This is a genomic window from Xanthomonas sp. D-99 (genome assembly GCF_017746145.1).
Taxonomy (GTDB): Bacteria; Pseudomonadota; Gammaproteobacteria; order Xanthomonadales; family Xanthomonadaceae; genus Xanthomonas; species Xanthomonas cissicola.
Genome location: NZ_JAGHWU010000002.1, coordinates 150,423 through 163,573, shown reverse-complemented (window position 1 = coordinate 163,573; position 13,151 = coordinate 150,423). Strand labels below are relative to the sequence as shown.

Genomic DNA, 13,151 nt, shown 5'->3' with positions numbered 1-13,151 from the left:
AGTTGCCAGCATGCGTGGACACGGCAGTGGGTTGGCCGATGCAACGCGGGCGCCGCAAACGCGTTCCTTGCTGAAGCCCAGTATCAACCGCAGCCGCCAGACGATACGCGCAGCGATGTGCGCCTGCCGCTGCACCCCGGCGAGATGTGAACACGCAGGAGTGGCTGGCCGCCAAACGGCTGGACGGCCGGATTCAGCCCAGCGCGCTGCGATAGCCGGTGTCGATGCTGATGCTGCCGCCTACCGCACGCGACACGCAGGCACACAGCTTGCGATTCTCCCGGCGCTGCTCGTCGCTGAAGAACACGTCGCGGTGATCGATATCGGCGGAACTGTCCAGCACGTCCACTGCACACAAACCGCATTCGCCACGGCGGCACTCGGCGATCAGCTCCACCCCGGCATCGGCCAATGCGTCCAGCATCGATTCGTTTTCAGCCACCGGCACTTCCAGGCCCAGCTCCGGCAACTTCACCACGAACGCCTGCGCCGGCACCCGCCCGCTATTGCCGAAGGTTTCGAAGTGCAGGCGCGCACGTGGCCGTCCGGCGGCGTGCCAGTGCTGGCGCACCGCTTCGAGCATGCCCAGCGGGCCGCACACATACACCTCGGCATTGGGCGACAGGCGCGCCAGTTCGGCAGCCAGATCCGGCGGGCCGGCGCTGTCGTCGCATTGCAACTGCAAACGTTCGCCCAGCAGTGCTTCCAGCGTGCCGACATACGCCATTGCGCTGCGCGAGCGGCCGGCGTACAGCAGACGAAACGCGCGATGCCGGCGCGCCAGCCGCTGCGCCATGCCGATGATCGGGGTGATGCCGATACCGCCGGCGATCAGCAGGATTTCCTCGCCGCTTTCGTCCAGCGCGAAATTGTTGCTGGGCGGGGACATCTCCACCACGTCGCCCGGCGCAAGCGTCCACATCTGCAGCGAGCCGCCGCGGCTGTCGGGCATTTGTCGTACTGCAATCTGGTAGTACCCATCGGCACGCGGTTCGCCCACCAACGAATACGAGCGCACATCGTCGCGGCCATGCAACTGCAAACGGAAATCCACGTGGCTGCCCACCTCGAAGCTGCGCGCGGCGGTACCGGGATCGAGCACGATTTCGCGCACGCCCGGGCAGGCGTCGGCAATACTGACCACGCGGGCGCGATGCCACTGGGTGTCTTTACGCATGAAGGGCTCCAGGCAATGAGGTCTGTGGGCCGGCGCCGGCTGCGACGGGGCTGCAATGCGTCGCTGTGATCGATGACAGGGCGGTCCGCATGCGACGTGCTCAGCCCACCATGCGCAACGACAGATCCTGCGCGCGTTGTTCCTGCGCGATCAGGCGGTCGATCACGCGTCGCGCCCACATGCCGCCGGCATCGACGTTGAGGTTGTAGAAGGTGTGATCCGGGTGCGCATCGATGGCGCGTTGCTGCGCTTCCAGCACTGCTTCGTCTTCGCCGAAGACGCCTGTCACGCCCTCGCGGGTGAGCGTGGTCAGCGACTGGTCGTGCAGCGCATAGTTGCGCATGAACGCCCAGAAGTAATGGCAGGTGGTGTCGGTTTCGGGAGTGATGGTGTTGAGCACGTAGCCGTTGACGCCCTGGCTGCGATCGCCCTCGGGCGCACCGGTGCCGGCGATGGCCACCCCCACATCGATGGCGATGGTGGAGGGCGCCTCGAAACGGATGATCTGCCAGCGATCGACCTTGCCGCGGTAGTCCAGGTGGCGGGCGATCTGGCTGGCCCAGAACGGCGGCGGGTCGATATTGCGCATCCAGCGCGACACGATGACGCTGCGATCGCCATGCACCACATCGAATGGCGCTTCGGCCACTTCGTCCTGGCCGATGCTGGAGCCGTGCACGAAGGTCTCGTGGGTCAGGTCCATCAGGTTGTCCAGCACTAGCCGATAGTCGCATTTGGCGTGGATGGTACGGCCATCGCCGGCCCACGCCGGATCGTGCGACCAGTGCAGGTCGGGGATCAGGCGCGTATCGGCCTTGGCCGGGTCGCCCGGCCAGATCCAGACGTAGCGGTGTTTTTCGGCCACCGGGAAGCTGCGCACGCAGGCCGAGGGATTGATGGTGTCCTGCGAGGGCATGTGCACGCAGCGCCCCTGCGTGTTGTAGACCAGCCCGTGATAGCCGCACACCACATCGTCGCCGCGCAGCTTGCCCATCGACAACGGCACCAGCCGATGCCAGCACGCGTCTTCGAGCGCAACGACTGTGCCGGCGGTGGTGCGGTAGACCACCACGTCCAGGTTGCAGAGCTTGCGCGGGCTGAGCACGTGCTTGATCTCATGGTCCCAGGCAACGGCATACCACGCGTTGAGGGGAAACAGCGGCTTGGACTGCGACATGACCGTGACTCCTGGGTATGTAGGCAACCTGGATGCGACGCGGCTTGCGCCGGCCTGCAGCTAGTTAGCGCGCATCGCAACGCTGGCGTCCGCTTGCGAGCGAAGTTATGTGTACACCGGAGACAATGTGGGCGCGCCACTGGTCTGGCGAAATTGTGCGAATATCGATTCGAGTCACCGATTATCGGATTGACCGTCCCGTCGGCTGCGCCTACCGTGACCCCACGCTCGCTGTGCTGAAGGGAACGCAATGGCCGAAATCGTCGCTCTCGCCGACGCGGTGTCGCAGCTGATCGCCGATGGCGACTGCGTGGCGATGGAAGGCTTCACCCATCTGATTCCGCAAGCGGCCGGGCACGAAGTCATTCGCCAGCGCAAGCGCGCGCTGCGTCTGGTGCGCATGACGCCGGACCTGATCTACGACCAGTTGATCGGCGCCGGCTGCGCGACAGCGCTGCGGTTTTCCTGGGGCGGCAATCCCGGCGTCGGCTCGTTGCACCGGTTGCGCGATGCAGTGGAACACGCCTGGCCGCAGCCGCTGCAGATTCGCGAACACAGTCACGCCGATATGGCCAATGCCTATGTGGCCGGTGCGTCGGGGCTGCCGTTTGCAGTGTTGCGCGGGTATGTCGGTTCGGATCTGCCGCGCGTCAACGACAGCATCAGGTTCCTGCAGTGCCCGTATACCGGCCAGACACTGGCCACCTCGCCGGCCGTCAATCCCGATGTCACGGTGATCCACGCCCAGCAGGCCGATCGCCGCGGCAACGTGCTGCTGTGGGGCATTCTGGGTGTGCAGAAAGAGGCCGCGCTGGCAGCGCGCAAGGTGATCGTGACGGTGGAAGAGATCGTCGACAGCCTCGATGCGCCACCCAATGCCTGCATCCTGCCGCGTTGGGTGGTCGATGCGGTCTGCGTGGTGCCCGGTGGCGCCGCGCCCTCGTATGCGCATGGCTATTACGCGCGCGACAACCGGTTCTATCTGGCCTGGGATGCGATCGCGCGCGACCGTGCGACGTTCCAGGCCTGGATCCAGGCGCATATTCTCGACACCGACGACTTCGCCGGTTTTCAGCGCGTGTATGCACGGTCGCAGCAGCAGGTGGCCGCATGAGCGCCTACAGCACCAACGAAATGATGACGGTGGCCGCTGCGCGTCGCCTGCCCGATGGCGCGGTGTGTTTTGTCGGCATCGGCTTGCCGTCCACTGCCGCCAATCTGGCGCGGCTTACGCATGCGCCCGACGTCACCTTGATCTACGAATCCGGCCCGATCGGTGCGCGCCCGCAGGTTTTGCCGCTCTCGATCGGCGATGGCGAGCTGGCCGAAACCGCCGACACCGTGGTCTCCACGCCAGAGATCTTCCGCTACTGGTTGCAGGGCGGGCGCGTGGACGTGGGCTTTCTGGGCGCGGCGCAGATCGATCGCTACGCCAACCTCAACACCACCGTGATTGGCTCCTATGACGCACCGAAGACGCGGCTTCCCGGCGCCGGTGGCGCGCCGGAAATCGCGGCCAGCGCCAAGCAGGTGTTCATCATCATGCGCCAATCCACACGCAGCTTCGTTTCACGCTTGGACTTCATCACCACGGTCGGGCATCTGGACGGGGGCGATGCGCGCGCGCGTGCCGGCCTGCCCGGCGCCGGCCCGACCGTAGTCGTCACCGACCTGTGCGTGATGGAGCCCGACCCTGTGACCCGCGAACTCACCGTGACCTCGTTGCATCCCGGCACCACGCGCCAGCAGGTCAGCGCGGCGACCGGGTGGCCGATCCGGTTCGCCGCCGACCTTGCACACACCACGCCGCCCAGCGGTGCCGAGCTGGACGCCCTGCGCGCGCTGCAGGCACGCACCGATGCGGCACATGGCGCGCAGGCAGCGGGAGCCCAGGCATGAGCGAGGTGTATCTGATCGATGGCATCCGCACGCCGATCGGCCGTTACGGTGGCGCCTTGTCCAGCATGCGTGCCGACGACCTGGGCGCAGTGCCGATCGCCGCATTGCTGGCGCGGCAGCCGCAGCTGGAGCCGGCCGCAATCGACGATGTGTACCTGGGCTGCGCCAACCAGGCCGGCGAAGACAATCGCAATGTCGCGCGGATGAGTCTGTTGCTGGCCGGCGTGCCGTCTTCGGTGCCGGGCAGCACGCTCAATCGCCTGTGCGGCTCGGGCTTGGACGCGATCGGCACGGTGGCGCGCGGCATGCGTGCCGGCGAACTGGATCTTGCCATTGCCGGCGGTGTCGAATCGATGTCGTGCGCGCCCTGGGTGATGGGCAAGGCCGACAGCGCCTTCGCCCGCACCCAGCAGCTGGAAGACACCACCATGGGCTGGCGCTTCATCAATCCGCGCCTGCAAGCCGTCTATGGCATCGAATTGATGGGTGAAACGGCAGAGAACGTGGCACAGCGGTATGCCATCGCGCGCCAAGACCAGGATGCGTTTGCCCTGCGCAGCCAGCAGCGCGCAGCGGCGGCGCAGGCGGCCGGTTTTTTCGATGGAGAAATCACCCCGGTGGCCGTGGCCGCGCGCAAGGGCGGCGATGCCTCCACCGTCGAACACGATGAAGCGCCGCGTCCCAACACCACCGCCGAGATGTTGGCCAAGCTCAAACCGGTGTTCCGCCAGCCCGGTACCGTGACGGCCGGCAATGCCTCCGGTCTCAACGATGGCGCCGCTGCCTTGCTGCTGGCCTCGGCGCAGGCCGTGCAGACGCATCGGCTGACGCCGCGTGCGCGTGTGCTGGGGTTCGCCTCGGCGGGCGTGGAGCCGGCGTACATGGGCATCGGCCCGGTGCCGGCCACCGAGCGTCTGCTGGCGCGCTTGAACCTGCGCATCGCGCAGTTCGATGCGATCGAACTCAATGAAGCCTTCGCCGCGCAGGCGCTGGCCTGCACGCGTGCATTGGGCCTGGCCGACGATGCCGCACACGTCAATGCCAACGGTGGCGCCATTGCGCTTGGGCATCCGCTCGGCATGAGCGGCGCGCGGCTGGCGCTGACCTTGCTGCGGCAGCTGGAGGCGGGCAACGGGCGGTTCGGGCTGGCCAGCATGTGCATCGGCGTGGGGCAGGGCGTGGCGTTGGCGATCGAGCGCCTGTGAACCTGCCGTTGCAACCTCCCTCGTCCTTCCCTCGCACCCATGTCGTTCGAGTCGTCTTGCTGCCGACGGAGATTCAAGATGCGCGATCCCACCGCTGAGCAACCTGCCATCGCCGCCGAACCGCTGCTCGGTTATCGCCGCAGCCGGCCCGGTACGCAGCCGGCCTACCTGCATCCGGCATACGCTTCCACCACCCTGCGCGGGCCCACGCGTGCGCCGATCGACCTGCCGGTCACGCTGTCGGAAGTCACTGGCCCGCGCCTGGACCGGCTTACGCTGGGCGCGCACGCGGCCGATCTCACTGCCGGTTTCAGTGGCGCGCCGCTGGGCGAGCGCATCATCGTCTCCGGCCGCGTGCTCGACGAAAACGGCAGGCCGGTCCGCAACAGCATCGTTGAAGTGTGGCAATGCAATGCGGCAGGCCGCTACCAGCACGCTGGCGACCAGCACGACGCACCGCTGGACCCCAACTTCCGCGGCACCGGCCAGGTGCTGACCGATGCGCACGGCCGCTACAGTTTCAAGACCATCAAGCCGGGCGCGTATCCGTGGCGCAATCACTACAACGCCTGGCGGCCGGCGCACATCCATTTTTCGTTGCACGGCGATGGCATCGGGCAGCGGCTGGTCACTCAGATGTATTTCCCCGGCGACCCGCTACTGGCGCACGACCCCATCTACAACTGCGTCGACGATGCGTTGGCGCGTGAACGCATGGTGTCCAGTTTCGACTGGGAAAATGCGGTCAGCGAATACGCATTGGCCTACCGCTTCGACATCGTCTTGCGCGGTCGCAAGCAAACGGTCTGGGAGTGACACGATGAGCCTGCATGCAACGCCGTCGCAGACCGTCGGCCCATATTACCGGCTTGGCTTGGAGCCGCTGTATCGCCAACAGATCGCACCTGCGCAGGCAGCGGGCGCGCATGTGCAGATCAGCGGTTGCATCTTCGATGGTGCCGGCGCGCCCGTGGCCGATGCGGTGCTGGAAGTGTGGCAAGCCGATGCTGCCGGCATCTATGCGCATGCGGCCGACCCTCGCTGCCAGGCGCACGACCCCAGCTTCGACGGCTGGGGCCGCGTGCCGACCGACGCGCACGGGCGTTTTTCCTTCAGCACCATCAAGCCGGGCAGGGTGGCGGGCCCGGACGGCAAGCAGCAAGCAGCGCATCTGACGGTGCTGGTGTTCATGCGCGGCCTGCTGCGCGCGGCGTCGACGCGGCTGTATTTCGCCGACGACCCGCAGCTGGGCAGCGACCCGATCCTGGCGCTGGTGCCGGCTGAGCGGCGCGCCACCTTGCTGGCCCAGCCGCTTCCAGGTGGTGCCTACACCTGGGACATCCACATGCAGGGTGAAGCGGAAACGGTGTTCTTCCGCTATTGATCCGCATGCCGATCTTGAAACGCCGTCTGTGTGCGGGGACCGCGCTGCATCCTGCCGGCACGCTGCCGCGCCAACAGCGCCAACAGCGCCAACAGCGCTACGCGCGCGAGTGCACAAGCGCCCGCCGCCACAAAACCGCCCAGGTCTCTCCGGCGGCACGCAATGCGCCATGACGGCGCACGCACACGCCTCAGGGGCGGCGGTCCGCGTGGCAAACGCGCGTGCACGCACCGCAAGTACGCATGGCCTCATCCACATCACCCCGGCAGTGGCAGGCGCGCCGCATGCATTGCCCTTTGGTCTAGTTGGCACCCTGGGACATCGGTGCGATGCTGCCGGCACGCCTAGAGATGCAATGCATGAGCGCGACATCTTCGTTGTTGGGATCCTTGTTCGGCGCGCCTGCGTGCGAGGCCTTGTTCGACGATGCCGCGCGCGTGCAGGCGATGCTGCAGTTCGAGTCCGCACTGGCGTGCGCCCAGGCGCAGTGCGGGGTGATTCCCGCCGAGGCCGCGCAGGCCATTGCCGCTGCCTGCGATGTGCAGCACTACGACCTGGCCGCGTTGGCGCAGGCCACGGCGCTGGCCGGCAACCCCGCCATTCCGCTGGTCAAGGCGCTGACCGCGCAGGTGGCCGCGCACGACAACTCCGCTGCGCGCTGGGTGCACTGGGGCGCGACCAGCCAGGACGTCATCGATACCGGCACGGTGCTGCAGCTGCGCGCTGCGCTCGATCTGTTGCTGCCGCGTCTGCACGCCCTGTACGCCGATCTGGCGGTGCTGGCCGAAAGCGAGCGCAACACCGGCCTGCCCGGACGCACCCTGCTGCAACAGGCCGTGCCGGTCACCTTCGGGCTCAAGGTCGCCGGTTGGCTGGACGCCCTGCAGCGTGCGCAGCAGCGCCTGCACGGCTTGCGGCGCGATGCCCTGGTGCTGCAGTTCGGCGGCGCGGCCGGCACCCTGGCCTCGTTGCAGGGCCGTGGCCTGGAAGTGGCGCAGGCCTTGGCGAGCACGCTGGCGTTGCCGCTGCCTGCGCTGCCCTGGCATACCGCGCGCGACCGCATCGTCGAGGTCGGCTGCGCCTTCGGCCTGCTGGCTGGCACGTTGGGCAAGATCGGCGGCGACGTGGTGTTGCTGATGCAATCGGAGGTGGGCGAAGCGTTCGAGCCGGCCGCCACCGGCAAGGGCGGCTCGTCGGCGATGCCGCACAAGCGCAATCCGGCCTCCAGCGTGGCAGCGGTGGCTGCGGCCACCCGCGTACCGGGCCTGGTCGCCACCTTGTTCAGCGCCATGGCACAGCCGCACGAGCGCGCGGCCGGCCAATGGCATGCCGAATGGGACACCTTGCCGCAGATCGTCTGCCTCACCGCCGGCAGCCTGGCGCAGATGCAGCTGTGCCTGTCCGGCCTGGAACTGGATCGCACGCGCATGCAGGCGCATTTGGACAGCCACGGCGGGCTGCTCTACGCCGAGGCGGCGGTGTTCGCGCTCGCGCCACACCTAGGCAAGCCGCAGGCGCACGCCCTGGTGGAACAGGCAGCGCTGCGCGCGCAGGCACAGCAACGGCATCTGCGCGCGGTGCTCACGCACGCGCAACTGCAGGCAGTGTTCGATAGCGCAAGTTGGCGCGGCATGTCCTCGGTGTGGATCGACCGCGTGCTGGCTGGATCTTCTTCCTGTTGACGGTGCCTCGATGGCTTATCTCCAGTTGCCCACGCATCGCCTGCATTACCGCCTGGACGGCACCGAAGGACGCCCCTGGCTGACCTTCTGCAATTCGCTGGGCACCGATCTGCACATGTGGGACGTGCAGATCGAAGCCTTCGCCCCGCACTACCGCATCCTGCGCTACGACCGCCGTGGCCACGGGTATTCGGAGACGCCGCCCGGCCCGTATGGCGTGGCCGACCTGGGTCGGGACGTGCTGGCACTGTGGGACGCGCTGGAGATCGCACAAAGCGATTTCTGCGGCCTGTCGATCGGCGGGCTCACCGGCCAGTGGCTGGGCCTGCATGCACCGCAGCGCTTGCGCCGGCTGGTGGTATGCGCCACCGCCCAGAAGATCGGCAATGCCGCCACCTGGGAAACCCGCATCGAACAGGTGCGCAGCGAGGGCCTTCCGACGCTGATCGATGCCACGCTGCAACGCTGGTTTACCCCGGAATTTGCCGTCAGCCACGCGCAGCGCCTGGACATGATCGCCGCTGCCTTCGTCTCCACTTCGCCGGCCGGGTACATCGCCTGCTGCCAGGCGGTGGCCGATGCGGATTTCCGCGGTGCACTGGACGGGCTGAGCCTGCCGCTGCTGGCGCTGGCCGGCGACGACGACCCGGTGTGTCCGCCGCCTGACCTGCGCGAGATCGCCTATGCCGCGCCGCACGGTCATTACGCCCAGGTGCCCGGCCGCCACATCTGCAACCTGGAGTCGCCGGCCGCGTTCAACCACGCGGTGCTCGGCTTTCTTCAGGGCGAGTGAGCTTTCCCACCTTGCAAGGACACCCCATGCACGAAGACGAACGTTATCAAGCCGGCATGCGTGTACGCCGCCGCGTCCTTGGCGATGCGCATGTCGATCGCGCGCTGGCCGCGCGCAGCGATTTCACCGAGGAATTCCAGGACCTGATCACCCGCTACGCCTGGGGCGGCATCTGGACCCGCGATGGCCTGCCGGCCCACACCCGTTCGCTGATCACCTTGTCGATGATGATCGCGCTGGGCCACGACGACGAATTCAAGCTGCACGTGCGTGCGGCGCGCAACAACGGCGTGACGCCTGCGCAGATCAAGGAAGTGCTGCTGCAGGCGGCGATCTACTGCGGCGTGCCGGCCGCCAACCACGCGTTCGCGCTGGCCAGGCCGATCCTGGAAGAACAAGCCGCCGACGCCGGCACAGCATCGACAGCGCAACCCGGGTAAGGTCGTTCTCGGTGCGGCTGGGCCACTCGTACACTGTGCTGCCTGGCGCGCCGCCCACTTCGGCCTGCGCGCGCGCGTTGGCCGCGCTCAACCCACCGCGTCCGGAGACATCGCATGCCGCATCGATTTGCCTGCCTGCTGTTGTTGTCATTGGCTGCTGCGGCGCTGCACGCACAACCGCAGCCCGGCCCCGGCACCGTGTTGTCGCAGGTGCGCACCGACGATGGGCAGACGCTGGCGGTGTGGTCGCGCGTGCCCGCGCAGCCGCGTGGCACGATCGTGCTGGTGCACGGCCGCACCTGGAGCGCATTGCCCAACTTCGATTTGCAGGTGCCTGACGAGCCGCGTGATGCGCGCTCTGTCCTTGCGGCGCTCGCGCAAGCCGGGTTTGCCGCGTACGCGGTGGATCTGCGCGGCTACGGCGGCAGCCCACGCGACCGCACGGGCTGGAATACGCCCGCCCGTGCAGTGGCCGATGTCCGCAGCGTGCTGGCCTGGGTCGCGCAGACACATCCCGATGTGCCGCCGCCCGCACTGCTGGGCTATTCCAACGGCGCGCGAGTGGCGTTGCTGCTCGCGCAGCAGCAACCGCAAGAGATTTCCGCACTGGTGTTGTTCGGCTTCCCGGACGATGTGGATACACCACCCGCGTCAGCGGTTCCGGCGGATCGGCCCTTGCGCACACCCACCACGGCCGCTGCGGCCGGCGAGGATTTCATCACCGCCAACGCGGCACCACCGAGCGTACGTGCGGCTTACGTCGCCCAGGCGCTGGCAGCGGACCCGGTGCGCACCGACTGGCGCGCGATGGAGCAGTTCGCCTTCCACCCCGAGCAGGTCGCAACGCTGCCGGTGCTGCTGTTGCGCGGCGTCGACGACCCGATCGCCACCCAGGCAGACAACGCCCATCTCTACGCACGTCTGCGCAGCGAAGATCGCAGCTGGGTGACCCTGCCGCACGCCGACCACGTGGCCCAGGTCGAAGACAGCCACGCGGCCTGGGTGGACACGGTGGTGAGCTTTCTGCACCGGCCGCGCTAGAGCGTGTCATGCACGTTGAGATGAGATCCGTTGGCCGCCACCGGCGCGCACTCGTGCCGCTGACGGCCACCTTCCGCTTCGCACTCAACTCAACGTACATAACACGCTCCAAGCGCAGCGCACAGGACGACTGCGCGGCCGCCAGCCGGGCGCGGCACATGCTCGGACTCGGTCCGTGCCAAGTCGCAACTCCAGCTCCTGCACGCATCCCACGCACTGATGACGGATCGCGCGACTTTCGTCGCCGTTCTGAGCCGGTAAGGGCGCAACAACGGGTGGCAATTAATCCGTACCTGGGGTGCGCAGCGCTTTGCGACCAGTCGTCCGTATGCGCATCGGCCCACGCGGAATGCGGAGTTGCAATTGCTTGACCTGTGCTCCATCGCTGTACTGCCAGCTCACGCAGCGCAAGCGCATGCGCAGTCTGCATGCTCCGTCAGCGCCGCCTTGTCGCGCACTAGCTCAGCAAGGTTCCCAGCCGTTGCGCCGCCTGCTTCAGCGGTTCCAGCAACTGCGTTTGCATCGTCTGCAGGCTCACCCGCCCTGCCTGGGCGCCGATGTTGAGCGCGGCGATCACCTCGCCGCGCAGGTTGCGCACCGGCACGGCGATCGAGCGCAGGCCGATTTCCAGTTCCTGATCGGTCAGGCACATGCCCTTGCGGCGCGTGCGCGCCAGCACCTCCAGCAATGCCGAGGCCTGGGTCACCGTGCGGTCGGTCCGCGGACGCAAGGTGGTACGTTCCAGATACGCCTGCAAGGTGTCGCCGGGCAGGGCGGCCAGCAGCACGCGGCCCATCGAGGTGCAGTAGGCCGGCAGCCGCGTACCCGGGCGCAGCCCGATCGACATGATGCGCACCGTTTCCGATCGCGCCACGTACAACAGGTCGTCGCCATCCAGCACGCCCAGCGAACACGATTCGTGCAACTGGTCGCGCAGCCCGTCCAGGACCGGCTGCGCGGCCGCGGTCATCGATGAAGACGCCGCGTACGCGCCGCCGATTCCCAGCACGCGCGGCAGCAACACGTAGCCACGTCCTTGCTCGCCCACATAGCCGAGCTTGGCCAGCGTATGCAGCACGCGCCGGACAGCCGCGCGCGAAATGCCGGTTTCCAGGCTGATCTGCGACATCGTCACTTCGCGCGCGTGCTGCGCGAACACGCTCAGTACCACCAGCCCGCGCCCCAGCGAGGTCATGAAGTCCGGATCGCCCTGGGCGGCGGCGATCTGCTGCATCAGCTCATGCGGCAGGCCGCGATCGCTGCCGGCCGCAACCACGGCGGCGGGACGTTTGCGGCGGCTGGAGGCGGGCTCGGGCATAGGAGTGCGGCAGCGGACAGGTCCATGCATGGTAAGCGCTCGCGCCATGGCATGCCCCGGCTCACACTCTGTGCATGGGCATGTAAGCGCTTCACCCTGCTTGCCGCATAATCGCCGCTGGTTTGTGACGGATCGGTGCTCTTAGTCCATGAAAACCCCCAACGGCCTGCAGCCGCTGATCGACGACGGCGTCATCGACGAAGTGTTGCGACCACTGAAGAGCGGCAAGGAAGCATCCGTCTACGTGGTGAGCGCAGGCGCGGAGATCCTGTGCGCCAAGGTCTACAAGGACATGGCGCAACGCAGTTTCCAGGCCCGCGTGCAGTACCAGGAAGGCCGTAAGGTGCGTGGCAGCCGTCAGGCGCGTGCGATGGGCAAGGCCACCAAGTTCGGCCGCAAGGAAGCTGAAACCGCCTGGAAGAACACCGAAGCCGATGCGCTCTATCAACTGGTGGATGCCGGCGTGCATGTGCCCAAACCGCGCGGTTACTTCCACGGCGTGCTGCTGATGGATCTGGTTACCGATGACGCCGGTCACAGCGCACCGCGGCTGGGCGAAGTGGAACTGGAGCCCGATCAGGCGCGTGCCTTCCATGCAAGCCTGATCGGCGATGTGGTCAAGATGCTGTCGCTGGGCCTGGTGCACGGCGATCTGTCCGAATACAACGTGCTGGTTTCGCCCGATGGCCCGGTGGTGATCGACTTTCCGCAGGTGGTCAGCGCCGCCGGCAACAATGCCGCGCGCGACATGCTGCTGCGCGACGTGCACAACCTGCGCGATTGCCTTGGCCGTTTCGCGCCCGAACTGCTGAACACCCATTACGGCGAAGAGATGTGGGCGCTGTTCGAAAAGGGCGAACTGCGCCCGGACAGCGTGCTCACCGGGCGCTTCAAATTCGACACCCGCCGCGCCGATGTACGCGCCGTCCGTGCCTCGATCGAAGATGCGCGCCAGGAAAACCTCATTCGCCAGCAAGGCCGCGAAGCCGCTGCCGAAGACAACGATTAGGAATTGCCAGCAGGTCGCTGCGCCAG

13 protein-coding genes are annotated in these 13,151 nt (G+C 67.3%); 10 read left to right on the top strand and 3 right to left on the bottom strand.

All coding sequences use genetic code 11. From position 1 onward, the window contains the following. Positions 1 to 193 precede the first annotated feature (193 nt). Together J7360_RS01255 and J7360_RS01250 are read right to left on the bottom strand one after the other, a co-directional pair. Positions 194 to 1,177, bottom strand: coding sequence for a PDR/VanB family oxidoreductase (locus J7360_RS01255; RefSeq protein WP_057663627.1), 984 nt, complete (start codon positions 1,175 to 1,177; stop codon positions 194 to 196). Between the two features lie 100 nt (positions 1,178 to 1,277). Then, entirely contained in the window at positions 1,278 to 2,354 is a 1,077-nt protein-coding gene (locus tag J7360_RS01250) for an aromatic ring-hydroxylating dioxygenase subunit alpha (RefSeq protein WP_057663630.1), read from the bottom strand. A 250-nt stretch (positions 2,355 to 2,604) separates the two neighbouring features. Here J7360_RS01250 and J7360_RS01245 point away from each other — a divergent pair, with 250 nt between their 5' ends. The 9 genes from J7360_RS01245 (at position 2,605) to J7360_RS01205 (ending at position 10,798) form a co-directional block, all read left to right on the top strand. Further along, positions 2,605 to 3,468 carry a CoA-transferase gene (locus tag J7360_RS01245; RefSeq protein WP_057658895.1) on the top strand — a complete coding sequence of 288 codons (864 nt, stop codon included), beginning with the start codon at positions 2,605 to 2,607 and terminating at the stop codon, positions 3,466 to 3,468. Further along, entirely contained in the window at positions 3,465 to 4,253 is a 789-nt protein-coding gene (locus J7360_RS01240) for a CoA-transferase subunit beta (protein WP_057678528.1), read from the top strand. Before J7360_RS01245 ends, J7360_RS01240 begins: the two co-directional genes overlap by 4 nt. Beyond that, positions 4,250 to 5,458 carry a 3-oxoadipyl-CoA thiolase gene (gene pcaF / locus J7360_RS01235; RefSeq protein ID WP_057658892.1) on the top strand — a complete coding sequence of 403 codons (1,209 nt, stop codon included), beginning with the start codon at positions 4,250 to 4,252 and terminating at the stop codon, positions 5,456 to 5,458. Before J7360_RS01240 ends, pcaF begins: the two co-directional genes overlap by 4 nt. A 78-nt stretch (positions 5,459 to 5,536) precedes the next feature. Continuing rightward, positions 5,537 to 6,274 (top strand): protocatechuate 3,4-dioxygenase subunit beta, encoded by a 738-nt coding sequence (gene pcaH / locus J7360_RS01230; protein WP_022558020.1) that lies wholly within the window; start codon positions 5,537 to 5,539, stop codon positions 6,272 to 6,274. 4 nt (positions 6,275 to 6,278) lie between these two features. After that, entirely contained in the window at positions 6,279 to 6,842 is a 564-nt protein-coding gene (gene pcaG / locus J7360_RS01225) for a protocatechuate 3,4-dioxygenase subunit alpha (RefSeq protein ID WP_057658890.1), read from the top strand. A gap of 359 nt (positions 6,843 to 7,201) precedes the next feature. Next, on the top strand, positions 7,202 to 8,524 hold the full coding sequence (locus J7360_RS01220; protein WP_057658882.1) for a 3-carboxy-cis,cis-muconate cycloisomerase: 1,323 nt from the start codon (positions 7,202 to 7,204) through the stop codon (positions 8,522 to 8,524). A 10-nt stretch (positions 8,525 to 8,534) separates the two neighbouring features. After that, positions 8,535 to 9,317 carry a 3-oxoadipate enol-lactonase gene (gene pcaD / locus J7360_RS01215; protein WP_057658879.1) on the top strand — a complete coding sequence of 261 codons (783 nt, stop codon included), beginning with the start codon at positions 8,535 to 8,537 and terminating at the stop codon, positions 9,315 to 9,317. A gap of 26 nt (positions 9,318 to 9,343) precedes the next feature. After that, positions 9,344 to 9,757, top strand: coding sequence for a 4-carboxymuconolactone decarboxylase (gene pcaC, locus J7360_RS01210; RefSeq protein WP_007968463.1), 414 nt, complete (start codon positions 9,344 to 9,346; stop codon positions 9,755 to 9,757). A gap of 114 nt (positions 9,758 to 9,871) precedes the next feature. After that, the gene (locus J7360_RS01205) at positions 9,872 to 10,798 is read left to right on the top strand and encodes an alpha/beta fold hydrolase (RefSeq protein WP_057658877.1); all 927 of its coding nucleotides are present in this window, start codon (positions 9,872 to 9,874) and stop codon (positions 10,796 to 10,798) included. Positions 10,799 to 11,255: 457 nt separating this feature from the next. On the opposite strand, the gene J7360_RS01200 is transcribed toward J7360_RS01205, so the two are convergent. Continuing rightward, positions 11,256 to 12,116: an IclR family transcriptional regulator C-terminal domain-containing protein gene (locus J7360_RS01200; protein ID WP_209033077.1), complete on the bottom strand. Its 861-nt coding sequence runs from the start codon at positions 12,114 to 12,116 to the stop codon at positions 11,256 to 11,258. Between the two features lie 148 nt (positions 12,117 to 12,264). Between J7360_RS01200 and J7360_RS01195 the strand changes: the two genes are divergently transcribed. Further along, positions 12,265 to 13,125 (top strand): PA4780 family RIO1-like protein kinase, encoded by an 861-nt coding sequence (locus tag J7360_RS01195; protein ID WP_057658876.1) that lies wholly within the window; start codon positions 12,265 to 12,267, stop codon positions 13,123 to 13,125. The last annotated feature ends 26 nt before the right edge of the window (positions 13,126 to 13,151 follow it).

Bases quoted from the DNA above. Each gene is read 5' to 3' on its own strand.
- J7360_RS01255 (WP_057663627.1), bottom strand. From the start codon at position 1,177: ATGCGTAAAGACACCCAGTGGCATCGCGCCCGCGTGGTCAGTATTGCC.
- J7360_RS01250 (WP_057663630.1), bottom strand. From the start codon at position 2,354: ATGTCGCAGTCCAAGCCGCTGTTTCCCCTCAACGCGTGGTATGCCGTT.
- J7360_RS01245 (WP_057658895.1), top strand. From the start codon at position 2,605: ATGGCCGAAATCGTCGCTCTCGCCGACGCGGTGTCGCAGCTGATCGCC.
- J7360_RS01240 (WP_057678528.1), top strand. From the start codon at position 3,465: ATGAGCGCCTACAGCACCAACGAAATGATGACGGTGGCCGCTGCGCGT.
- pcaF (WP_057658892.1), top strand. From the start codon at position 4,250: ATGAGCGAGGTGTATCTGATCGATGGCATCCGCACGCCGATCGGCCGT.
- pcaH (WP_022558020.1), top strand. From the start codon at position 5,537: ATGCGCGATCCCACCGCTGAGCAACCTGCCATCGCCGCCGAACCGCTG.
- pcaG (WP_057658890.1), top strand. From the start codon at position 6,279: ATGAGCCTGCATGCAACGCCGTCGCAGACCGTCGGCCCATATTACCGG.
- J7360_RS01220 (WP_057658882.1), top strand. From the start codon at position 7,202: ATGAGCGCGACATCTTCGTTGTTGGGATCCTTGTTCGGCGCGCCTGCG.
- pcaD (WP_057658879.1), top strand. From the start codon at position 8,535: ATGGCTTATCTCCAGTTGCCCACGCATCGCCTGCATTACCGCCTGGAC.
- pcaC (WP_007968463.1), top strand. From the start codon at position 9,344: ATGCACGAAGACGAACGTTATCAAGCCGGCATGCGTGTACGCCGCCGC.
- J7360_RS01205 (WP_057658877.1), top strand. From the start codon at position 9,872: ATGCCGCATCGATTTGCCTGCCTGCTGTTGTTGTCATTGGCTGCTGCG.
- J7360_RS01200 (WP_209033077.1), bottom strand. From the start codon at position 12,116: ATGCCCGAGCCCGCCTCCAGCCGCCGCAAACGTCCCGCCGCCGTGGTT.
- J7360_RS01195 (WP_057658876.1), top strand. From the start codon at position 12,265: ATGAAAACCCCCAACGGCCTGCAGCCGCTGATCGACGACGGCGTCATC.